Raw genomic sequence first — 21584 nt, forward strand, 5'->3', positions numbered from 1 at the left:
GGAGAGAAGTCTGCATTCGCCACTGCTCTTCTCTTGTGGTGGCATCACGTTCCCGGGAGTTGAGAAATGCCTGTTCTGACCACGACCACTCGCAGCGACAGTCGCGTCGAGTTCTCGCGGTAGACCGATGGCAATCACCCTGCACTGGTTCCTGCCGACCAACGGTGACTCGCGCACCGACCTGAGCCTCGGCAACGCGGTCGGTGGCGCAGGCAGCCGGGCCGACGCCTTCGGCGCGGATCGGGCTCCCGACCTCGACTACCTGAGCCTGGTGGCCGGCGCCGCGGAGAAGCTCGGGTTCACCGGGGCGCTGACCCCGACGAGTAGCTGGTGTGAGGACGCCTGGGTGTTCACGGCAGCGCTGACGCAGCGGACCGAACACTTCAAGTACCTCGTGGCCTTCCGGCCGGGGCTACAGGCCCCGACCCTGGTCGCCCAGGCCGCCGCCACCTACCAGCGCATCTCGCGAAACCGATTGCTGCTCAACGTCGTCACGGGTGGTGATGACATCGAGCAGCGCCGTTTCGGCGACTACCTCGGCAAGTCCGAGCGCTACGAGCGGGCCGCCGAGTTCCTCACGATCTTCCGGCAGCTGTGGTCCGGCGAGCCGGTCACCTTCACCGGCAAGCACCTGTCCGTGGAGAACGCGACGATCATCCCGGCCGAGACCTGGCCGGACATCTACCTCGGCGGCTCGTCGGCCGAAGCGCTGGAAGTGGCCGCCGAACACGCCGACGTGTACCTGACGTGGGGTGAGCCACCCGCTCAGGTCGCCGAGAAGCTCGACGCCGTGCGCCACCAGGTCAAGAACCTGGGCCGAGCGCGGCGCGCGGCCGGGGAACTGCGGTTCGGGATTCGGCTGCACGTCATCAGCCGGCCCACCGAAGAAGAGGCGTGGGCGCAGGCCGACAAACTGCTCGCGGGCCTCGATCCCGAGAGCATCAAGCGCGCCCAGCAGGTGCAGCGCAGCTCGCAGTCCGAGGGGCAGCGCCGGATGTCGGCCCTCCACGGCGGTCGGACCGACAACCTGGAGGTCTCGCCCAACCTGTGGGCCGGTATCGGTCTGGTCCGTGGCGGCGCCGGCACGGCACTGGTCGGCAGTCATGAGCAGGTCGCCGACCGCATCGCCGAGTACCACGAGCTGGGCCTCGATGAGTTCATCCTGTCCGGGTATCCGCATCTGGAAGAGGCCTTCAGCTTCGGCGAGGGCGTCATCCCGATCCTGGCGGAGCGCGGCCTGCTCACTGATCGGCACGCCTGAGACATGGCCCGCACCCGGGCTCCCCGGAGCCACGCCGACGTCGTCGCCGTCGCGGAAGAGTTCGCGGCATCGGTGAAGCCCGGTGCGGCAGAACGTGATCGGGCCGGTGCGGTACCCCGCGCGGAAGTGGCCGAGTTCGACAAGCTGGGCCTGCCGGCCGTCACGGTGCCGATCGACGACGGCGGAGACGGCCTCGGCCCGCGGACGCTGGCCGAGGTCATCAGGATCGTCGCGGCCGCGGATCCGGCGTTGGCACAGACTCCGCAAGGTCACTACCTGGCCGTGGACATCCTGCGCCTGCTCGGCACACCACTGCAGCGGGCCCGAATCCTGCCGGCTGTCGTCGACGGTGCGCGCATCGCCCCAGTGCTCGCCGAGCGCGGCGGTCACCATGCCCAGGACCTCAAGACGCGCCTGGTCAAGGACGGTGCGCGGTGGCGACTCGACGGCACCAAGTACTACTGCACCGGTGCCATCACGTCGCGGTGGCTGGCGGTCAGCGCGCTCGATCCCGCCGACCGTCTCGTGCTGGCCTTCGTCGAACGTGACGCCCCCGGGGTGTCGATCGACGAGGACTGGGCCGCCATGGGGCAGCGCTCGACCGTGAGTGGCACCACCGCGCTCGACGGCGTCGCCGTCGACGGCGACCTGGTGGTGCCCTACTGGTCGGCATTCGAGAAGCCGCAACTGCTCGGTGCCCGCGCGCAGCTGGTGCACACCGCCATCGAAGCCGGCATCGCCGAGGGTGCCCTGGCCGATGCCGCCGAGTTCGTCCGCACCCGCAGCCGCCCGTTCTTCGAGGCGGTGCGCTACGGCGGCGCCAAGGCCGCGAGCGACGATCCGCACATCCTGCTGCGGTTCGGTCAGCTCGCCACCCGGACGCGGGCCTCGACCCAGCTGTTGCGTTGGGCCGCAGGCGAACTCGACGACATCGGGCTCGACGTCGCCGATCCCGACGCCGCTGCGCACGGCTCGATAGCGGTCGCGCAGGCCAAGGCCTTCGCCAGTGACGTGGCCGTCGACGTCGCCAGTCAGCTGTTCGCGTTGACCGGCGCGAGCGGCACCGACCGCCGCCATGACCTCGACCGGCACTGGCGCAATGCGCGGACCCACAGCGTGCACGACCCCGTCGACTGGAAGTACCACCACATCGGCGCGTGGGAGCTCTCCGGTGTCGCGCCGCCCAATCACGGGCAGATCTGAACCACTTGCGATCCGGGCGATTCTGAATCTTCGGACGCCGCCCGGTGCCCGATACCGTCGACAGATGTCCGCGAATCTGGAAGAGACACAGGTCGATTCGCCCCCGCGGAAGTCGCAGCCGTTCAAACCGGCGTTGTTCGTGGCGGTGACGGCGGGGCTGGGGTACGGCTTCGACTCCTACGCCGTGAACATCTACGGCCTGGTCCTGCCCGAGATCAAGAAGACCCTGCAGATCACCGAGGCCCAGGCCGGGTACATCGGGTCGATCTTCCTGGTCGGCTACACCATCGGCACCATCGGTTTCGGTATCGCCGCCGACCGGTGGGGCCGCAAGACCACGCTCGGTGCGTCGATCCTGCTGTACGGCATCACCACGGCACTGGCGGGCATCACCACCAATCTGGCCGCGTTCACCGGCCTGCGCTTCCTCACCGGTGTGGGCGGCGCCGGCGAGCTGGCGGTGGGTGCGCCCTATACCGCCGAGGTGTGGCCGACCAAGACCCGGGCGATCGGGGTGGGCGGGGTGATCTTCTCGTTGTTCTCGCTCGGTTACGTCCTCGCGGCCGCCGTCGCGCTGGTGCTGGTGCCGCGGTTCGGCTGGCAGGCGTCGTTCATCGTGGCGATCGTCCCGGCCATCATCTTGTTCCTTGTCCGCCAGGGCATTACGGAATCACCGCGCTACACCGAGGTCAACGAGACACGGAAGCGCGACGGCATCCCGCGAGCGAAGCTGTGGCAGCTACCCGGCGTACGGCGGCGGCTGGTCGTGGGCTGGCTGATCTACACGGCCAATGCGGTCGGCTACTGGGGCTCGACGCTGTTCCTGACCACCTACATCGTCAAGCGCTTCCATGCCTCCACCACCGATGCGATTCGCTACGCCCTGGTGTTCTTCCTGCTGCAGGTCGTCTTCGTCTTCATCGGCACCGCGCTGGCCGACCGGTTCGGCCGCCGGCCCTCGGCGATTCTCGGCGCCGTCATCGAGGCCGGTTCGGCGATCCTGGCGGCGACGTCGGATTCGCTGGCCGAATACCAGGTTTACGGCGCCATCTCCATCGCCACCCTGGGCTGGCTGTGGGGTGTCGGGGACGCGTACATCTCCGAGTTGTTCCCAACCGTGCTGCGCGGCACGGGATTCGGTGTCGCGGTGGGTGGCGGCCGCATCGTGTCGATCGCCGCGCCGACCGTCGTCGGCTGGGCCATCGGGCATTACGGCGTGCAGACGCCCTATCTGGCGCTGTCCGCCATCTGGCTGCTGACCGTGATCGGTTACCTGTTCGGGCCCGAGACCAAGGGCAAGGAGCTGGACGACCTCGCCGACGAGGCGCTGCTGGCGCGCGCCTGACTACGCCTGCTGGGCGAGCAGCAGGTCCCGGATCGGCGAGCGCGTGTGTCGCTGCCACATGGCCTGCACCGGCACCAGCAGCGGCGGCTGGAGGTCGACGACCGTCACCCGGCCGTCCAGCACCGGCCCCACCGGATGCGTGACGAACGCCACCGCGCCCGTCGTCAACGGCGCGGCCACGGTGGCCGCGCCCTGTACGCGGCTGACAACATAGTCCGGCTCGAATCCGGCGCGGCGGCAGGCGCCGAGCAGCAGGTCGCTGTAGTACGACGCGCCGGGCGGTGCCCAGAGTGCGATGCGTTCGTCGGTCAGGTCGGTGAGGTCGACGGCGTCGCGCCCCGCCAGGGGGTGCGAACTCAGCACCGCCACGCGCACCGCGTGATAGCCCAGCACCGCGGTGGCGAGGTCGCGGTCCGGCACCACGCCACGGCGCAGGGCGAGCTGGATCGAGCCGTCGAGCAGCGCGGGGGACAGCTGATCCGGAAACATCTGGCGGAACGTGAAGGACACGTCGTGGTAGGCATCGATCACCGGCTCCAGCAGTGCGTACACCTCGACGCTCTCGAGCGCCGGAGTGTGCCCGACGACGTAGTTCTCCCGCGCGGCGCTGGCCGCGCGCTGCACGTGGTCGGTGACGGTGTGGGCGGCGGCCAGGAGGGTGCGCGCATCGCTGTGCAGTTGCCGGCCTGCCGGCGTCAAGGTGACCCGGCGGCCGTCCCGGTCGAAAAGCGTTGCGCCCAGCTCTTTTTCGAGCTGGCGGATCGAGCTGCTGAGCGCCTGCTGGCTCAGGTGCAGCTGGTCGGCGGCACGGGTGAAGCCGCCCGCGTCGGCGACCGCGAGAAAATGCTGCAGCCGGCGCAGATCGGGGTACGGCCTGGTCATGCCGACCACCCTAGCTACAACCATTGCTTGTGGATAGGTAGAAAAGTTTCGTTTCTAATTGTGGTCCGCCGTGGCTAGCGTGGGCCACATGAGCAATCTCGAAGGTAAAACAGCAGTCGTCGCCGCTGGAGCCAAGAACCTGGGCGGCCTGATCAGCACCACCCTCGGCGCCCGCGGCGTCAACGTCGCGGTGCACTACAACAGCGCGGCCACCGAGGCCGACGCCGATCAGACCGTTGCCGCCATCGAGTCCGCCGGCGCGAAGGCCATCAAGGTTCAGGGCGACCTGACCGTTCCCGGCAACGTGGAGAAGCTGTTCGACGCGGCGGTCGAGGCGTTCGGCGGCGTCGACATCGCGATCAACACCGTCGGCAAGGTGCTGCGTAAGCCGATCGTGGAAACCACTGAGGCCGAATACGATTCGATGTTCGACATCAACGCCAAGGCCGCGTACTTCTTCCTGCAGCAGGCGGGCCGCCGGCTCAACGACGGCGGATCGGTGATCACCATCGTGACGGCGCTGCTTGCGGCGTTCACCGACGGCTACAGCACCTACGCCGGCGCCAAGAGCCCCGTCGAGCACTTCACCCGCGCCGCCGCGAAAGAGTTCGCGGCGCGCGGGATCAACGTCAACAACGTGGGTCCGGGGCCCATGGACACGCCGTTCTTCTACGGCCAGGAGACCCCGGAGCGCGTGGCGTTCCACAAGTCGCAGGCGATGGGCGGCCGGCTGACCCTCATCGAGGACATCGCCCCGCTGGTCGTGTTCCTCACCGACGAGGGCCACTGGATCACCGGCCAGACCATCTTCGCCAACGGCGGCTACACCACGCGGTAGTGGCCGAAAGCTCAGCGGCGCCAGAACAAGTGGTGGATGACGCCGCTGGAGCTGGGCACCACGTCGCAGTGGTACCGGTCGAGCAGCTCGTCGGGGGATTCCCAGAGTCGTGAGCCCTCGCCGAGCGTCACGGTGGGGGACACCACGATGTGCAGGGTGTCGATCAGGTCGGCGTCGAGGAACTCCCGGACCGTCGTGGCCCCGCCGCCGATGCGAATGTCCTTGCCCTGCGCGGCCTCTCGGGCCAGTTCCAGCACCTCGGCGGGGGTTGCGTCGACGAAGTGGAATGTGGTGTCCGACAGCGTGAACGACGGCCGCAGGTGGTGCGTCATCACGAAAACCGGGGTGTGGAACGGCGGTTCGTCGCCCCACCAGCCCTGCCAGTCGAGCCGCGCCGGCCCGCGGTAGGGGCTGAACTTGCCCGCGCCCATGATCTCGGCGCCGATGTTGTGGTGGAAGTCGCGCACGAGGTGGTCGTCGAGGCCGCGGGTGCCGCCCGGATCGGTGCGGTTGGGCCAGCTGGCGGTGGCGCCGGCCCAGGCGAACATGGTGCCCGGGTCGGCGTGGCCGAAGGGTCGCTCGAAACTCTGCCCGACACCGGCACCGAAGCCGTCCGCCGAGACGTTGAAGTTCTGCACTTTCACCAGTTGCGTCATGTGCGTGTTGACCTCCGGGGTTGGCGAAATTCATCGCGGACAAACAAAACTGCCCCTCGTCCTAAGGAGAGGGGCGGTTTTGTGGTTCGTCGTGTGATTACAGCGCGATGTTCTTGTGGCGACCGCGGCGGGCCGGGGCCTCGGCGAGGGCCTGGGTGATCTTGGACCGGGTGTGGGCCGGGTCGATCTTCTCGTCGACGACGCCGATCTCGATGGCCGAGTCGACGCCACCGGCGATCTTCTCGTGCTCGAGGGCCAGTTCCTCGTGCAGGGCCTCACGCTCGGCGGCGTCCTCGACCGCGGCCAGCTTGCGCTTGTGCAGGATGCCGACGGCGGCCTTGGCGCCCATGACGGCGACCTCGGCGTCCGGCCAGGCGAAGACCTTCGTCGCGCCCAGCGACCGCGAGTTCATGGCGATGTACGCGCCGCCGTAGATCTTGCGGGTCACCAGCGTGACGCGGGGGACGACGGCCTCACCGAACGCGTGCAGCAGCTTGGCGCCACGGCGCACGACGCCGCCCCACTCCTGGTCGACACCGGGCAGGTAGCCGGGGACGTCGACCAGAACGATCAGCGGGATGCCGAAGGCGTCGCACAGCCGCACGAAACGTGCTGCCTTCTCGGCGCTTTCGGAGTTCAGGCAGCCGCCCAGACGCAGCGGGTTGTTGGCGATGACGCCGACGGAGCGACCGGCGAGGCGGCCCAGGCCGACCACGATGGACGGCGCCCACTTGGACTGGAACTCTTCGAACGGCACGCCCTCGTCGAGCAGGGCCTCGACGATCGGGTGCACGTCGTACGCGCGACGCGCCGACTCGGGCATGAGGGCCTTGATGTCGGTGTCGCCGGCCTCGGCCTTGGTGCGGTCGAAGTGGCCCTGCTGGCTGAACAGGCCGACCAGGCGACGGCCGCGCTCGTAGCAGTCGAGTTCGTCGTCGGCGACGATGTGGCACACGCCGGACTTCTTGTGGTGGGTGTCGGGGCCACCGAGCGAGACCATGTCGACGTCCTCACCGGTGACGCTGCGGACGACGTCCGGGCCGGTGACGAAGACGCGGCCCTCGGGGGCCATGACGATGACGTCGGTCAGGGCGGGGCCGTAGGCGGCACCACCGGCGGCGAAGCCGACGACCAGCGAGATCTGGGGGATGTAGCCCGAGGCCCGGATCATGGCCTCGAAGACCTGGCCGACGGCGTGCAGCGCGCGCACACCCTCGGCGAGGCGGGCACCACCGGAGTGCCAGATGCCCACGATGGGGGCCTGCTCGTCGATGGCGGTGTCGTAGGCGCGGACGATGTGCGCGCAGCCGTCGACGCCCATGGCACCACCCATGACGGTGCCGTCGGTGGCGAACGCGATGGTGTGCACGCCGTTGACGGTGCCGGAGGCGGCCAGGACGCCCGACTTGTCGCGCTCGTGCAGCGGCTTGACGCTGCCCGGGTCGAAGAAGGTCGAGAGCCGCAGCAGCGGGTCGCGAGGATCAAGTGATTCGGCGGCCGTCGCCTCAGGTGCCAGGGTCGTCATTCTCTAATCTCCTTGATCTCGCGGTATGCGCTTCGTCGCTCAGTACCGGCCGAATGCGAGTGCGACGTTGTGTCCGCCGAACCCGAACGAGTTGTTGATCGCGTACTTGTAGTCGCCCTGCCGCGGAGCCTTGGAGACCACATCCAGATCGATCTCCGGATCCAGGTTGTCCAGGTTCAGTGTGGGCGGAATTACGCCGTCGCGCAGCGCGAGCACGGTGAGGATGGACTCCACCGCGCCAACTGCACCCACCGAGTGGCCCAGCGCCGACTTGGGGGCGTACACCGCCGGCCGGTGGCCCTTCATGGCGTTGTTGATGGCCACGCCCTCGGCGACGTCACCGACGCTGGTGCCGGTCGCGTGCGCGTTGACGTGGTCGATGTCGGACGGCACGAGCCCGGCCAGTTCGATGGCCCGGGTCATGGCGTAGCCGGCCTGCTCACCGTTGGGGTCCGGCGCCACGATGTGGTAGCCGTCCGAGGTGACGCTCGCGCCCATCAGGCGGGCCAGAATGTTGGCGCCGCGGGCCTTGGCGTGTTCCTCGGTCTCGAGCACCAGCATGGCGCCACCCTCGCCGAACACGAAGCCGTTGCGGTCGCGGTCGAACGGGCGGCAGGCACCGGCCGGGTTGTCGTTGGTGTTGGACAGCACGATGCGCATCTGGGCGAACCCGGCGATCGGCACTGCCTCGATCTTGGTTTCGACACCGCCGGTGATGGCGACGTCGGCCTCGCCCAGCACCAGCTGGCGCCAGGCGTTGGCGATGGCTTCGGACCCGGACGCGCAGGCCGAGATCAGGGTGGACACCCCGGCCTTGGCCTTGCGCTCCAGTCCGACAGCGGCCGCCGCCCCGTTGGGCATGTACATCTGCACGACCAGCGGCGAAACCGCTCGCAGGCCGCGCTCGCGCATGCCGTCGTAGGCGAAGACCAGTTCCTCGGTCGAGCCGAGGCCGGTGCCGATCGACACCATCAGTCGTCGGGGGTCAACGTCCGGCGAGCCTGCGTTTTCCCAGACTCGCCGGCCGATGACCGTCGACATTTTCTGCAGATATGACAGCCGACGCAGTTCGACGCGCGTCAGTTCACTGTCGAAATCCTCGTGCAGATGCCCACCGATACGGACGGGAAGGTCGTACTTCTCGATGAAGTCATCTTCGAGAAGACGGATCCCGCTCTGCCCGTCAAGGAGCTTCTGCCACGTGGTTTCGGCATCGGTCGCCAGGGCAGTCGTCATGGCTACGCCAGTGACGACCACATTGGGGAGACCATTCCCCGTTGACAACCTCTGTGCGGTTACCCCTGCCATTACTGCTCAATGTCCCTTCGACTTAATAACGCCCAAAGGCCAGGGCGACATTGTGTCCACCGAACCCGAACGAGTTGTTGATGGCGTACTTGTAGTCGCCATAACGAGGCTCGCCCGCAACAACATCGAGATCGATGGCGGGATCCGGCGTCTCGTAGTTGAGCGTCGGGGGGATGACCCCGTCGCGCAACGCGAGCACCGTCAACACGGACTCCAGCGCACCGACCGCACCGATGGAGTGGCCGAGCGCCGACTTCGGCGCGTACACCGCGGCGTTCTGACATCCGGCGACGCGGATGGCATTGGCCTCGGCGGTGTCACCGATCGGGGTGGCAGTGCCGTGGGCATTGACGTGGTCGATGTCCTTGGCGTCCAGCCCCGCGGTCTCCAGTGCACGCTTCATCGCGGCACCGGCGCGCACGCCGCCGTCTGCCGGGGCCACCATGTGGAACGCGTCCGAGGTGATACCGGCACCCAGCAGGCGGGCGATCGGCTTGGCGCCACGCGCCAGCGCGTGCTCTTCGGTCTCGATGATCATCATCGCGCCGGCTTCACCGAACACGAAGCCGTCACGATCCTTGTCGAACGGCCGCGACGCACCCGCGGGATCGTCGTTGCGGGTCGACATGGCGCGCATCATCGAGAACGCCGCGATGGGCAGTGCCTCGATGCCGCCTTCCACGCCACCGACGACGGCGAAGTCCGCGTCGCCCATGACGATCTGACGCCAGCCGTGGGCGATGGCCTCAGAACCCGACGAGCACGCCGACACCGGGGTGATGACCCCGGCGCGGGCGCCCAGCTCCAAGCCGGCGACCGCAGCCGCGCCGTTGGGCATGATCATCTGAACGGCGAGCGGGCTGACCTTGCGGATGCCGCCCTCGTTCATGGCGTCGTAGGTTTCGACGATCTTCTCGCCGCCACCGAGACCCGTGCCGATCACGACGGCGAAACGGTCGGGATCGACCTCGGGCGCACCCGCGTTCTTCCACAACCGTCGCGCCAGCACGAGCGACATGCGCTGCACGTACGAGTTACGGCGCAGTTCGACGCGGGTGAGCTCGGCCTCGAGATCGTCGACCAGGTGGCCACCGATACGCACCGGAAGGTCCCACTTGGTGACGAAATCGTCGGTCAACTCACGGATGCCGCTTTCGCCTGCCAGGAGGCCCTTCCACGTGCTCTCGATGTCAGCAGCGAGCGCCGTGGTTGCCTCCACGGCGGTCACCACGACGTTCGGGAAGCCTCCGTTAGCCGTGGAAGGCCTGGTCACTTGCTGAACTTATCGCGCAGCGCGGCAGCAGCCTCGGGGTTCTCTTCCTCGAGCTTCTGGATGTAGGCGACGACGTCACCAACAGTGCGCAGGCCGGCCAGGTCCTCGTCCGGGATCTTCACGCCGTACTTGTCCTCGGTCTGGACGGCGATCTCGACCATCGACAGCGAGTCGATGTCCAGGTCGTCGACGAAGGACTTCTCGGGGGTCACCTCAGACGGCTCGATGCCGGTGACCTCTTCGATGATCTCGGCGAGGCCGGCGATGATTTCTTCTTGACTGGCAGCCACGATGGCTCCTTCTTTTTGTTGTGTCGGCACACCGGATTTGGTGTGCCGGGTCGGTTGATTCGGGTTGGTTGCTTTTCAGGCCTACAGCCCTGTCAGAACTCGGTGAGTCCGTCCAAATCTGCGGGGGTCTTGATGGCGAAGGTGGGCACGCCCTTGACTTCGCGCTTGGCGATACCGGTGAGGGTGCCCGCCGGGGGGAACTCGATGATGCCGGTCACTTCCTGGCCTTCCTGTGCGGCACTGAAGCGCTTCCGCATCGTTTCCGAGCACAGGTCCCAGCGGACCGGGCGGGTCATCTGGGCGACCAGCTTGGCCATGGCGTCCGCGGCGTCGGCGACCGGCTGGCCGTCGGCGTTGGACAGCAGCGTGGTGGTCGGCTCGCTGGGGGTGACGGTCGCCGCGGCAGCCGCGTACGGCTCCTGCGCCGAGCCCATGAAGTGCGTGTGGAAGGCGCCGGCGGTGGCCAGGACACGGACGCGGGCCTTGGCCGGCGGATCCTCGGCCAGCTTCTCCAGCGCCGAGACGGCACCGGCCGCGACGATCTGTCCCGCCGCGTTGCGGTTGGCCGGGACCAGTTCCAGGGCTTCGAGACGTGCCAGCACCTCGGCCTCGTCGCCGCCGAGCACCGCGGCCATGCCGGTGGGCTCCAGGGCGCAGGCCTTGGCCATCTCGGCGCCGCGGGTGGCGGCGAGCTTGATGGCCTCGTCGGCGGAGATGACGCCCGCGATGGCGTAGGCGGCGATCTCACCGACCGAGTGGCCGGCCACGATCGTGGTGGCGCCGGCCAGGAGGCCGCGCTTGGTCAGCTCTTCGTGTGCGAGCAGCGTGGCCGCGACGACCAGCGGCTGGGTCACCGCGGTGTCGGTGATCTCCTCGGCGGTCGCCGTGGTGCCCAGCTGGGCGAGATCGAGACCGCTGATCTCCGACCAGGTGGCCAGACGGTCCGCCGCACCGGCCAGCTCTAACCATGGGGTGAGCATGCCGGGCGTCTGAGATCCCTGCCCGGGGGCAAGCAGCGCAAGCACAGGTGTTTGAGGCACGGATTAAGAAAACACTGTGAAGCGGGATTTATGCCGTGTAAGAGATTATGAACCTGGTCTTAAAGTTTTGTGGAATGTCTACAAAAACGCACGTTATGCAACGTTGGCGAGACCTGGCTGCGATGTGGATCACAGTAGGGGGTCGATAGCTACCGGCGGGTAGGTTTGCTGTAACTGTGCTGATCAGGCCGTTTGCTGGTTGGCTTGAGCGGGGGTACGGCTCAATCGACCCACTGTCGAGGCCACTCGGAGCACATAGGCGTCCCTGGGCACCATCGGATCGCGGCCGGTGAAGTCCGCGATCCGGCGCAGCCGGTACCGGACGGTGTTTGGATGAACGAACAATTTACGGGCGCACGCTTCTATGGCGCCGCCGGCGTCGAGGTAGGCGTCGAGCGTCTCTGTCAGCGCCGGACCCGCGTCTGCCAGCGGCCGGACGACCTCGAGTTCCAGGGCCGCGATGGCCGTGCGGTCCCCGAGCAGGGCGCGTTCGGGCAGCAGTTCGCGCGCGGCGACGGGGCGCGGTGCACCCGTCCAGCCGCTCACCGCATTCATGCCGGAGATGGCTTCGGTGGCGCTGTAATGGGCGGCGGCCAGCGTGGCAGCGGTCGGACCGATGACCACCGGGGCGTCGGCGAACACGCCCATCAGGTCACCCAGGAACCGATCGGTGGGGGAGATCTGTCCGGAGATGATGGCCACCAGCCAGGTGCCGTGGACGTCGGACAGGGCGACGCGACCGTTGCGGCTGGCGACGTCGTGGACGTCCTCGCTGGCCAGATCGGCGCGGTCGGGCTGCGGGTAGCCCACCACGACGGTGGCGGGCGCGGTGGCGTCCCAGTTCAGTGCCGCCGCCTGCGACTGCAGGCTGGTGCCGACGTCGCCACGCACCACGGCGTCGACGACATTGGCCTCCATCCGGGTGTCCCAGGCGCCGCGGGCCTCGGCCTGATCGGCGTACGCGCTGGCGGCAGCGAACGCCAGGTCGCGGCTGTACCGCAGGATGCCGGCGGTCAGCGCCGTCAGCTGTTCCTCGGTGCGGGCCAGGAGCGGCACCACTTCCTCGAAGAACTCCATGGTGGTCCGCACCATCTCCACCGACTGCCGCAGCGCGATGCGGCGCCGCAGATCCTGGGGCACGACCTCGAAGGCCTCCGCGGTGTAGCTGACGTCGCTGTTCGGGTCGCGCATCCACTCGACGAAGTTGACGACGGCGGTCTGCACCACCAGGTGAACGCTGGCTCGCTGCGAGGCCTCCAACTCGGCGAAGAACGGCAGGCGCTCTTCGAGGGCGTGCACGGCCTGCGTCGCCAAGGTGCCGGAGTACTGCTTGAGGCGACGCAGCACGGTGTCCGGGACGTTCTCGAGGACTTCGAGCGTCGACTTGGGCGGAACGAACCGCTTACCGCCGTTCGTGTTGTCAGGCATGACTAAAAGCTACGCCTGATTTCTGGAGACTTCTGCCAATCCGGTCGCGCCGAGATGACGGTTCCTGTCGGAAACCGTCATCTCAGCGCCTGCGGACTACGCGCTGCCGGTGTCGGCGTACGACACCTCGGCGGCCGAGACGTCGTCGATCCGGTACTGCTTGGCCGCCGCGACGGCCACCGACGGGTCGATCTCGCCGTCGCGGGCCAGGGCCTCCAGCACCGCCACCACCACCGACTCGGCGTCGGTGTTGAAGTAACGCCGGGCCGCCGGGCGGGTGTCGGAGAAGCCGAACCCGTCGGTGCCGAGCGTGACGTAGGTGTTCGGCACCCACGGCCGGATCTGCTCGGGCACCGCGCGCATCCAGTCGGACACCGCGACCACGGGGCCCGCGGTCTTCGCGAGCTGGGCGGTCACGTACGGGACGCCGGCCTGCTGTTCGGGGTGGCGCAGCGCCTGCCGGTCGATGGCCACGCCGTCGCGGTTCAGCTCACCCCAGCTGGTCACCGACCACACGTCGGCCGCCACATCCCAGTCGGCGGCCAGGATGTCGGCCGCCCGCAGCGCGTCGGGCATCGAGACGCCCGACGCCAGGATCTGCGCCGTGCTGGAGCGCTTCTCCGTCGCGGCGCGGAACCGGTACATGCCGCGCAGCACGCCCTCGGGGTCGAAGTTCTCGGGCTCGGCCGGCTGGACGTACGGCTCGTTGTAGATGGTGATGTAGAAGTAGACGTTCTCGGGGTTCTCGCCGTACATGCGCTCGAGGCCGCTCTCGATGATGTACGCGATCTCGTAGGCGAACGCCGGGTCGTAGGCCACCACCGCGGGGTTGGTCGAGGCCAGCAGCAGCGAGTGACCGTCCGCGTGCTGCAGGCCCTCACCGGTGAGCGTGGTGCGCCCGGCTGTGGCGCCCAGGACGAAGCCGCGGCCCATCTGGTCGGCGGCCGCCCAGAAGCCGTCGCCGGTGCGTTGGAACCCGAACATCGAATAGAAGATGTAGATCGGGATCATCGGCAGGTCGTGCGTGGCGTACGACGTCGACACCGCGGTGAACGACGCCGTCGACCCGGCCTCGTTGATGCCCTCGTGCAGAATCTGGCCGACTTCGGATTCCTTGTACGCCAACATCAGATCCGCATCCACGGCGGTGTAGAGCTGGCCGTTGCGGTTGTAGATCTTCAGGCTCGGGAACCACGAGTCCATACCGAACGTGCGGGCCTCGTCGGGGATGATCGGGACGATGCGCGGCCCGATGTTCTTGTCCCGCAACAGTTCTTTGAAGGTTCGCACCGTCGCCATCGTGGTCGCGACGGCCTGGTTGCCCGAGCCCTTCTTGAGCGACTTGTAGACGTCGCGGCCCGGCAGCTGCAGCGGCTTGGACTTGGTGCGCCGCTCCGGCAGGAAGCCGCCGAGCGCCCGGCGCCGGTCGAGCATGTACCGGATTTCCGGCGACTCGGAGCCCGGGTGGTAGTACGGCGGCAGGTACGGGTTCTCCTCGAGCTGGGCGTCGGTGATCGGCACCCGCGTCGCGTCGCGGAACTTCTTGAGGTCGTCGAGCGCCAGCTTCTTCATCTGGTGCGTCGCGTTGCGGCCCTCGAAGTGGCTGCCCAGCGTGTAGCCCTTGATGGTCTTGGCGAGGATGACGGTCGGCTGGCCCTTGTGCTCCATGGCCGCGCGGTAGGCGGCGTACAGCTTGCGGTAGTCGTGGCCGCCGCGCTTGAGGTTCCAGATCTCCTGGTCGGTCATCGGGTCGACCAGCGCCTTGGTGCGGGGGTCACGGCCGAAGAAGTGGTCGCGGACGTACGCGCCGTCGTTGGCCTTGTAGGTCTGGTAGTCACCGTCGGGCGTGACGTTCATCAGGTTCACCAGCGCGCCGTCCTTGTCGGCGTGCAGCAGGGCGTCCCACTCGCGGCCCCACACCACCTTGATGACGTTCCAGCCGGCGCCGCGGAAGAACGACTCCAGCTCCTGGATGATCTTGCCGTTGCCGCGGACCGGGCCGTCGAGGCGCTGCAGGTTGCAGTTGACGACGAACGTCAGGTTGTCGAGTGCCTCGTTGGCGGCGACCTGGATCAGGCCGCGGCTCTCCGGCTCGTCCATCTCACCGTCGCCGAGGAAGGCCCACACGTGCTGATCGCTGGTGTCCTTGAGCCCGCGGTCGTGCAGGTAGTGGTTGAAGCGGGCCTGGTAGATGGCGTTCATCGGGCCCAAACCCATTGACACCGTGGGGAATTCCCAGAAGTCGGGCATCAGGCGGGGGTGTGGGTACGACGGCAGGCCGCCGCCGAGGCCGGCATGCGAGTGTTCCTGGCGGAAGCCGTCCAGCCGGTGTTCGTCGATGCGGCCCTCGAGGAAGGCGCGGGCGTAGATGCCGGGGGAGGCGTGGCCCTGGATGAAGATCTGGTCGCCGCCGCCCGGGTGGTTCTTGCCGCGGAAGAAGTGGTTGAAGCCGACCTCGTACAGCGAAGCCGACGACGCATATGTCGAAATGTGGCCGCCCACACCGACTCCCGGCCGCTGTGCGCGGTGCACCATGATGGCGGCGTTCCAGCGGATCCAGCGGCGGAAGCGGCGCTCGACCTCTTCGTCACCGGGGAACCACGGCTCCAGATCGGTGGGGATGGTGTTGACGTAGTCGGTGGACGTCAGCGCGGGGATGGACACGCGCATCTCCCGCGAGCGCTCCAACAGCCGAAGCATCAGATACCGCGCACGTGCGGGCCCGGACCGGGCCAACAGGTCGTCGAACGATTCCAGCCATTCGGCGGTCTCGTCCGGGTCGATGTCGGGAAGATACGACGCGACGCCATCACGGATCACCCGAACCCGGTCCGGTTCGGCTGAGGTACTGGAGTTTTGAGCCAGGTCTTGGCGCACGAACTCAGTGGTCAACTGCCACTCCTTGGTATGCGATTTTGGGGATGCTTTTGGCACTGCCCATGGTCCCCCCATCGTTCCGCAGATTAGGCGTTGGGGTGGGCTACCGGCGAGTACGCGTTCGGATGCCTGTGATTGCCGCATCGACCCTGTACGGTCAGCTGATGATGACCAGCGCGGCTAGTGTGTCGCGGCTTCGCGCAGCCGCTTTGGTATCCGGGGCCCTGGCGATGGTCGGGATGATGATCGTCGGCTGCAGTAAGTCCGTCGAAGGCAGCTCCACGGTCGACCAGCCCGGCGCGGCGGCGTACCGCACCTCGGTGTCGCTGTCCGCGGCAGCGTCGGCCAGTTCCAGTTCGTCGAGCGCCTCCGCGGCGGCGACAGAGGCTGCGTGCCAGACGTTCGTCGACACCGGCAAACCGGCGATGCAGGCGGTCAACGCCTACGTCGACGCCGAGAACGCCGGTGGCACCGACGCCGCCAAGCTGCAGGCTGCGGTCGACGCACTGCACCATGCCGCGGACGCGGTGACCAAGAGCGCCACGACGGTGCAGTCCGACACCCTCAAGGCGGCGCTCGCCGGCTGGTCGGCGGCGGCCCAGGCGCTGGCGACGGCGATCAGCACCAACGCGTCGACCTCTGATTTCAATGCGGCGGTCGACTCGTTCAACAACGCCAAGTCGGCCACCGAGACCGCGTGCGGGTAACACGTGCGCTGATCTTGTCGATCAAAGATGTGTCTTGCGTCGAATGAATCGTCGTCGCGTGCGACTATTGGGTTCCACACACACGGGCTGCAAACAAGCAGGTTAGAGGAGGACACCGGTGGCCGCGGCGGACGCGCCGAACTACGCCCAGAGACTGGGCATTCACAAAGATCAGATCGTCCAGGAGCTGGGTTGGGACGAGGACACCGACGACGACATCCGCGCTGACATCGAAGATGCGTGCGGCGGAGAGCTTCTCGACGAGGATTCCGACGAAGTCGTGGACGTCGTGCTGCTGTGGTGGCGCGATGACGACGGCGACCTGGTGGACCGTCTGATGGACGCCATCACCCCGCTGGCCGACGACGGCGTGATCTGGGTGGCCACCCCGAAGACCGGCAAGAACGGCCACGTCCAGCCTGCCGAGATCGCCGAGTCGGCGCCGACCGCAGGGCTCGTCGTCACCTCGTCGGCCAACCTCGGGGACTGGATCGCCAGCCGCCTGGTGCAGCCCAAGTCGAAGGCCGCGGGCCGGCACTAGTGGTGGTCGGTGCCCTGGCGCCGCGGTCTCGTAGGTCTGACGTGCCCGGCTCTGTGCGGTGTTCGTGGGCCGCTGTCTGTTTGTGGGCCACTGTCGCCGCGAGTGCAACCACACGGCGGAAAAGCGGCCTGATTTCCGCCACCACGTTGCATTCGCGGGTTGAGTCATGATCGAGGTCGGGTCCGTCGCGCCGGACTTCACTCTCAAAGACCAGCACGGTCGCGCCGTGACGCTGTCGGCGCTGCGCGGCCGGAATGTGCTGCTGGTGTTCTTCCCACTGGCGTTCACCCCGGTGTGTGCGGGGGAGCTCGGCGAGATTCAGGAAAACCTGGCCCGGTACCGCAATGATTCGGTGGAAACGCTGACCATCTCGGTCGGGCCGCCGGCCACTCACAAGGTGTGGGCGCGGGAATCGGGCTTCGAGTTCCCGATCCTGTGCGACTTCTGGCCGCACGGCGCGGTGTCCCAGCTGTACGGGGTTTTCAACGAGGTTTCGGGCTACCCGGACCGGGGCACATTCCTGGTCGACCGGGAGGGCATCGTGCGGTTCGCGGAGTGCACATCGCCCGGCGAGGCGCGGGACCAGCAGGTCTGGGTCGACGCCCTGGCGGCCTTGGACTGATTTTCCCTGACCCGCCATCGGCGTGTAGCGTGCCCGGGGCGGGGCGCGTAGCTCAGTGGTAGAGCTCTGGTTTTACACACCAGCGGTCGGCGGTTCGATACCGTCCGCGCCCACCAACTTTCCCCAGGTAGCGGCTTACTAGTCGACCGGGCTCATGTCGTCGGCACTCCACCGCACCGCGGTGACGGCAGGTGCCTTGATGACATCGGCGAGGGCCGCTTCGATGCGGTGGTCGTCTCGCTCGTCGGCGATGACGGTGGCCGTGATGCGGACTCCTTCGTCATCGGGTAAGTCGACGGCAGAGATGGAGCGCACCGTCAGGTTGGGGTGCGAGATGGCGTCGAAGATGAGGCTCCGGATGTGGAGTTCGGCGCTCGTCGCGCACCGCACCTCGAACCGGTATTCGGCGGAGGACTCTTCGGCGCCCGGGCGGCGGTGACGGTCCAGCGTGCGCCCGACCGGCCGCAGGAAGATGTTGGCGGCGATGACCGCGCAGCTGCCGATCACCGCGGGCAGCATCAGTCCACCGCCGGCCAGGGCGCCGATGGCGGCGGAGGCCCACAGGGTGGCCGCGGTGTTGAGCCCCGAGATCGTGGCGCCCTGCTGCATGATCACGCCGGCACCGAGGAAGCCGATGCCGGACGCCACCTGGGCGGCAACACGGGTTGGGTCGGCGTGTTCGCCTGCGAAGGTGTAGCCGCCCATGATCACGAACAGCGCGGAGCCGAGGCTCACCAGCGCGGTGGTGCGCAACCCGGCGTTGCGGGACCGCCACTGGCGTTCCAGCCCGATCGCTGCGCCGAGGCCCAGGCCGGCGCCGATCCGCAGCGCGATATCCAGTGTGTCGATCACCTTGTGCTCCTGTTGCTTTCGTGCGCCGGGGCGCGCTCTCGGCGCGTCCACGGCTGCGACGGCAGTAGGGGCGGATGATAGGGACGGTGTGCGAACTCAAGGTGAACGGCGGCCGACCCGCCGTTCACCTTGAGGCGCGGATATCGTTGAACCAGTGCGGATTTCGCGTTGCTGAGGTCCGCTGTGAGTTACCTCCCGATGTGCTGGGCGTCAGGCGGCGGCCTGCGACGTCGCCGCGGCCTTCTTGCCCTGGGTCTTCTTGCCGAACTTGGACTTCGGCTTCTTCGGGGCGGTCTGCTTCTCGGCCTTACTGCCGGTGTCCGACGTTCCAGCGCCGGCGTTCGTGTCGGTTGCCGCTCCGGTGGTGTCGGGTTTGGTGTCGGGTTTGGTACCGGAGTCGGTGTCGTGCTTCGTCGTCGAGACGGTGTCGGGTGTCGTTGAATCCTTGGGATCCGTCGGGTCTTTGGTGTCCTTGGGGTCGGTCACCGTTGGCTTGGCCGCTGTCGGCGCAAGCTTGATCGTGGGCTTGACCTTGGTGGTGGTGATCTTCGGTATTGCGGTGGCCTCGACGCCGGCTGCCGCCGTGGGCGTGGTCGTGTCGACCGCCGCGATTGCCGCGGGCTTGGTCGCGAGCGCGTTGGCAATGGTGTTCTGCGCGAAGGCGATTCCGTCGATGACGTTGGCGGCGCCGGTCTTGAGGCCCTGGACGACGAGCTTCACGCCGTCGACGACGGCTGTGACGAGATTGCCGATGTTGATGGGCAGTAGCGCCGCCACGACGTTCTGGGTGGCGATGATGGCCGAGGTCGCAAAAGCGTTGAATCCGCCGAGCAGACCGGTGCCGAGACCAATCAGCGCTACCGGGACTGCTTGCACCAGCGCCTGGTCCACGGCCAGCACGCGTTGGTCGCGCGCGATCATGGACACCAGAATCGGTCCGCCGATGACGGTCACCGCGCCGATCACTCCGGCTTCGACGGTGCCAAGCGCCCCGACGAAGTCGCGGGCCAGAACCTGCTGCGCGACGGTGGTCACGAGTCCCGGGATGGCGGCGATGGTCTGCCCGACGCCCTGGCCTGCTTTGACCAGGCCCGCACTGATTGTCACGAAGTCGGTGATCTGGTTGGCGACCCACTGCTTGAACGCGGGGAATTCCAGGATGTCGGCGATGGTGGCGGTCAGCTGGATGTCGGGTACCTGGATGTGCGGCACCTGGACGCTGTGGACGATCGGTGCCGGCAGGGCACTCAATGCTGGTGGCGGGGGAGCGGAGACGATGACGCCCGCGGCCATGACAGCGGCGGCGGTGGGCAGGCTCAGACGGGCGGTGAGTGTATGCATGTGAAAGCTCCTGACCGAGAGTGGAACCCAAGCAATATTGACGGTATCGACAAAATTGTCTCGGTGCTGGGCAATCGCAATGTTCGTGCCGGGATCCGGCCGCGCTCAGTGCTGCGGGCGGTGCTCGTCGGGGTGGAAGCTGCCGGGTGCCATTTTCGGGGCCTCGGGTTCGGCCGACAGAGTGCGGCGCAGGCGCTGGCCCAGTTCGTGGTTCTGCACGGGCTTGCCGACGTGCGGAACGAGCGCGCGGGCAATGGCCTGTAGTGCGGGCTCGCGCGGCGGGATGGGATAGAAGTGGTCGCCGATGACCAGCCAGCCGTTGCCGCCGGAGGCGGCGCCACCAATCAGCTTGCCGACCAGATCTGGCAGGTGGAGGTCCGCGGGTGTGACGTGCAACTGGGCGATCACCGACACCGTGTTGGCATGTCGGTTGGTGACGTAGATCCGTGATCCGTCGGGCGAAACAGCAACGGCCCCTGCGTAACTCCCGATGCTGACCGCATCTGTCACGGTCATGGTGCTGGCGTCGATCCGGCTCACGTCGCCGGTCAGCTGCGTGACGTATACCGCTGCACCATCGGGCGCGACAGCCATGTCGGTCAGCTCTTCGCCCAGCGGGAAGGTGATGGCGGTGGTGACGGTACCGGTGGCCGCGTCGATGACGGTCACATTGCTGGTTGTCACACCGAACTTGACCGCACCCAGCACGTAGACGCGGCTGTTGTCGGGGCTGACGACGAGCCCGCTGATCGGCTTGCCGAGGTCGATGGTTTGCACGATGCTGTGGCCGACGGTGTCGATGACCCAGATCAGGTCTCCGCTGTAGCCCGCAACGTAGAGCCGGGCGCCGTTGGGGCTGACGGCCAGGTAGTACGCCTCGTCGACCTTGATGCTTCCCGTCACCGTATTGGTGGCGGCGTCGATCAGTATGACCTTCGGGTCGGGAGTGCCACTGTCGTCGCCGCCCGACGCGAGGTAGACGGTGGACCCGTCGGGATGGACGGCCACCATTCCCGCCCAACCCGAAGGGATCAGTGCGGCAATGGATTTCGTGTTGACATCGACCACCGCCACCGCGCCGAAGGTGTTGCAGTACAGCCGAGTACCGTCCGGGTGCACCGTCAACTGCTGGGCGCCCTGCAGTCCGAGGGGTGCGGGCCCGATGGAGTCGATCACCGTATTGGTGACCGTGGCAACCACCGAGATCGTCGGGTTGGCGGTGCTGCCAACGTAGATGCGGTCGCCGCTCGGACTCGACGCCGGCGCGGTGGGACCACCGCCCGCCGGGATCGTGGTAATTACCGCAAGCATGGCATCACAGGGATTCGATAACCCGGGTCGCGGTGGGCAGGTCGACGCCGGCCTCGTCGCGGTACGCCTTGACGGCCGCGATCTTGTTGCCGGACGCCAGTAATTCGAGCACGCGGTTCGACACCTGTGGCTGCGCCATCGAACGCACATCGGGCAGCGGGATGCCGGTCTGCGCGTAGAGATGTCGGACCAATTGCTCCAACGCGCCGAGCCGCTCGTAGACATCGTTCGTCGTCACGTCGCCAGTGTGGCACCTATGCGCCGGCTGTGGGCCGAAAGCGCCG

General features: G+C 67.6%; 20 protein-coding genes and 1 tRNA gene. 8 read left to right on the forward strand and 13 right to left on the reverse strand.

The genetic code is table 11. The annotated features are described in order from the left end of the window. Nucleotides 1–127 precede the first annotated feature (127 nt). From VXD91_RS01490 to VXD91_RS01500, 3 genes are all read left to right on the forward strand, one after another. Complete coding sequence (locus tag VXD91_RS01490) at nucleotides 128–1261, forward strand: LLM class flavin-dependent oxidoreductase (protein ID WP_346414443.1); 1134 nt, start codon at nucleotides 128–130, stop codon at nucleotides 1259–1261. Nucleotides 1262–1264: 3 nt separating this feature from the next. Then, the gene (locus VXD91_RS01495; protein WP_346414444.1) at nucleotides 1265–2464 is read left to right on the forward strand and encodes an acyl-CoA dehydrogenase family protein; all 1200 of its coding nucleotides are present in this window, start codon (nucleotides 1265–1267) and stop codon (nucleotides 2462–2464) included. A gap of 64 nt (nucleotides 2465–2528) precedes the next feature. Continuing rightward, nucleotides 2529–3809 (forward strand): MFS transporter, encoded by a 1281-nt coding sequence (locus VXD91_RS01500; protein ID WP_212812170.1) that lies wholly within the window; start codon nucleotides 2529–2531, stop codon nucleotides 3807–3809. Here the strand turns inward: VXD91_RS01500 and VXD91_RS01505 are convergent, their stop codons facing one another. Further along, nucleotides 3810–4691, reverse strand: a complete 882-nt coding sequence (locus tag VXD91_RS01505) for a LysR family transcriptional regulator (RefSeq protein ID WP_318985246.1) — start codon at nucleotides 4689–4691, stop codon at nucleotides 3810–3812. It lies immediately after the preceding gene. A gap of 88 nt (nucleotides 4692–4779) precedes the next feature. Here VXD91_RS01505 and VXD91_RS01510 point away from each other — a divergent pair, with 88 nt between their 5' ends. Continuing rightward, nucleotides 4780–5529, forward strand: coding sequence for an SDR family oxidoreductase (locus tag VXD91_RS01510; protein ID WP_212812168.1), 750 nt, complete (start codon nucleotides 4780–4782; stop codon nucleotides 5527–5529). A gap of 11 nt (nucleotides 5530–5540) precedes the next feature. Here the strand turns inward: VXD91_RS01510 and VXD91_RS01515 are convergent, their stop codons facing one another. The 8 genes from VXD91_RS01515 to aceE all read right to left on the reverse strand — a co-directional run bounded on the left by VXD91_RS01515 (nucleotide 5541) and on the right by aceE (nucleotide 15941). Beyond that, a complete protein-coding gene (locus tag VXD91_RS01515; protein ID WP_212812167.1) occupies nucleotides 5541–6185 on the reverse strand; it encodes a dihydrofolate reductase family protein in 645 nt (214 codons plus the stop codon). 97 nt (nucleotides 6186–6282) lie between these two features. Beyond that, a complete protein-coding gene (locus VXD91_RS01520) occupies nucleotides 6283–7710 on the reverse strand; it encodes an acyl-CoA carboxylase subunit beta (protein ID WP_212812166.1) in 1428 nt (475 codons plus the stop codon). Between the two features lie 39 nt (nucleotides 7711–7749). Then, entirely contained in the window at nucleotides 7750–9018 is a 1269-nt protein-coding gene (gene kasB, locus VXD91_RS01525; RefSeq protein WP_212812165.1) for a 3-oxoacyl-ACP synthase KasB, read from the reverse strand. A 22-nt stretch (nucleotides 9019–9040) separates the two neighbouring features. Next, the gene (gene kasA / locus VXD91_RS01530; RefSeq protein ID WP_212812164.1) at nucleotides 9041–10291 is read right to left on the reverse strand and encodes a 3-oxoacyl-ACP synthase KasA; all 1251 of its coding nucleotides are present in this window, start codon (nucleotides 10289–10291) and stop codon (nucleotides 9041–9043) included. Next, on the reverse strand, nucleotides 10288–10581 hold the full coding sequence (acpM, locus tag VXD91_RS01535) for a meromycolate extension acyl carrier protein AcpM (protein WP_061006272.1): 294 nt from the start codon (nucleotides 10579–10581) through the stop codon (nucleotides 10288–10290). The genes kasA and acpM overlap by 4 nt, the downstream gene beginning before the upstream one ends. Before the next feature lie 92 nt (nucleotides 10582–10673). Beyond that, entirely contained in the window at nucleotides 10674–11606 is a 933-nt protein-coding gene (locus tag VXD91_RS01540; RefSeq protein ID WP_212814883.1) for an ACP S-malonyltransferase, read from the reverse strand. Nucleotides 11607–11804: 198 nt separating this feature from the next. After that, nucleotides 11805–13049, reverse strand: a complete 1245-nt coding sequence (locus tag VXD91_RS01545) for a PucR family transcriptional regulator (protein WP_346414445.1) — start codon at nucleotides 13047–13049, stop codon at nucleotides 11805–11807. Between the two features lie 96 nt (nucleotides 13050–13145). Next, on the reverse strand, nucleotides 13146–15941 hold the full coding sequence (gene aceE / locus VXD91_RS01550; RefSeq protein WP_346414446.1) for a pyruvate dehydrogenase (acetyl-transferring), homodimeric type: 2796 nt from the start codon (nucleotides 15939–15941) through the stop codon (nucleotides 13146–13148). 152 nt (nucleotides 15942–16093) lie between these two features. On the opposite strand from aceE, the gene VXD91_RS01555 reads away from it, so the two are divergent. The 4 genes from VXD91_RS01555 to VXD91_RS01570 all read left to right on the forward strand — a co-directional run bounded on the left by VXD91_RS01555 (nucleotide 16094) and on the right by VXD91_RS01570 (nucleotide 17912). Beyond that, nucleotides 16094–16633, forward strand: coding sequence for a hypothetical protein (locus VXD91_RS01555; protein ID WP_212812161.1), 540 nt, complete (start codon nucleotides 16094–16096; stop codon nucleotides 16631–16633). Between the two features lie 118 nt (nucleotides 16634–16751). Next, nucleotides 16752–17174 (forward strand): DUF3052 domain-containing protein, encoded by a 423-nt coding sequence (locus tag VXD91_RS01560; RefSeq protein WP_064979978.1) that lies wholly within the window; start codon nucleotides 16752–16754, stop codon nucleotides 17172–17174. A 166-nt stretch (nucleotides 17175–17340) separates the two neighbouring features. Continuing rightward, nucleotides 17341–17796, forward strand: a complete 456-nt coding sequence (locus tag VXD91_RS01565; RefSeq protein ID WP_212812160.1) for a peroxiredoxin — start codon at nucleotides 17341–17343, stop codon at nucleotides 17794–17796. Between the two features lie 41 nt (nucleotides 17797–17837). Next, nucleotides 17838–17912, forward strand: a tRNA-Val gene (locus VXD91_RS01570). 22 nt (nucleotides 17913–17934) lie between these two features. Here the strand turns inward: VXD91_RS01570 and VXD91_RS01575 are convergent. The 4 genes from VXD91_RS01575 to VXD91_RS01590 form a co-directional block, all read right to left on the reverse strand. Then, nucleotides 17935–18645, reverse strand: coding sequence for an MgtC/SapB family protein (locus tag VXD91_RS01575; RefSeq protein ID WP_029105869.1), 711 nt, complete (start codon nucleotides 18643–18645; stop codon nucleotides 17935–17937). A gap of 213 nt (nucleotides 18646–18858) precedes the next feature. Then, a complete protein-coding gene (locus VXD91_RS01580; RefSeq protein ID WP_212812159.1) occupies nucleotides 18859–19989 on the reverse strand; it encodes a hypothetical protein in 1131 nt (376 codons plus the stop codon). Nucleotides 19990–20094: 105 nt separating this feature from the next. Further along, nucleotides 20095–21300 carry a YncE family protein gene (locus VXD91_RS01585; RefSeq protein ID WP_346414447.1) on the reverse strand — a complete coding sequence of 402 codons (1206 nt, stop codon included), beginning with the start codon at nucleotides 21298–21300 and terminating at the stop codon, nucleotides 20095–20097. 4 nt (nucleotides 21301–21304) lie between these two features. After that, complete coding sequence (locus tag VXD91_RS01590; RefSeq protein WP_346414448.1) at nucleotides 21305–21538, reverse strand: hypothetical protein; 234 nt, start codon at nucleotides 21536–21538, stop codon at nucleotides 21305–21307. Between the last annotated feature and the right edge of the window lie 46 nt (nucleotides 21539–21584).

This window comes from Mycobacterium sp. SM3041 (assembly GCF_039668335.1).
Classification (GTDB): domain Bacteria; phylum Actinomycetota; class Actinomycetes; order Mycobacteriales; family Mycobacteriaceae; genus Mycobacterium.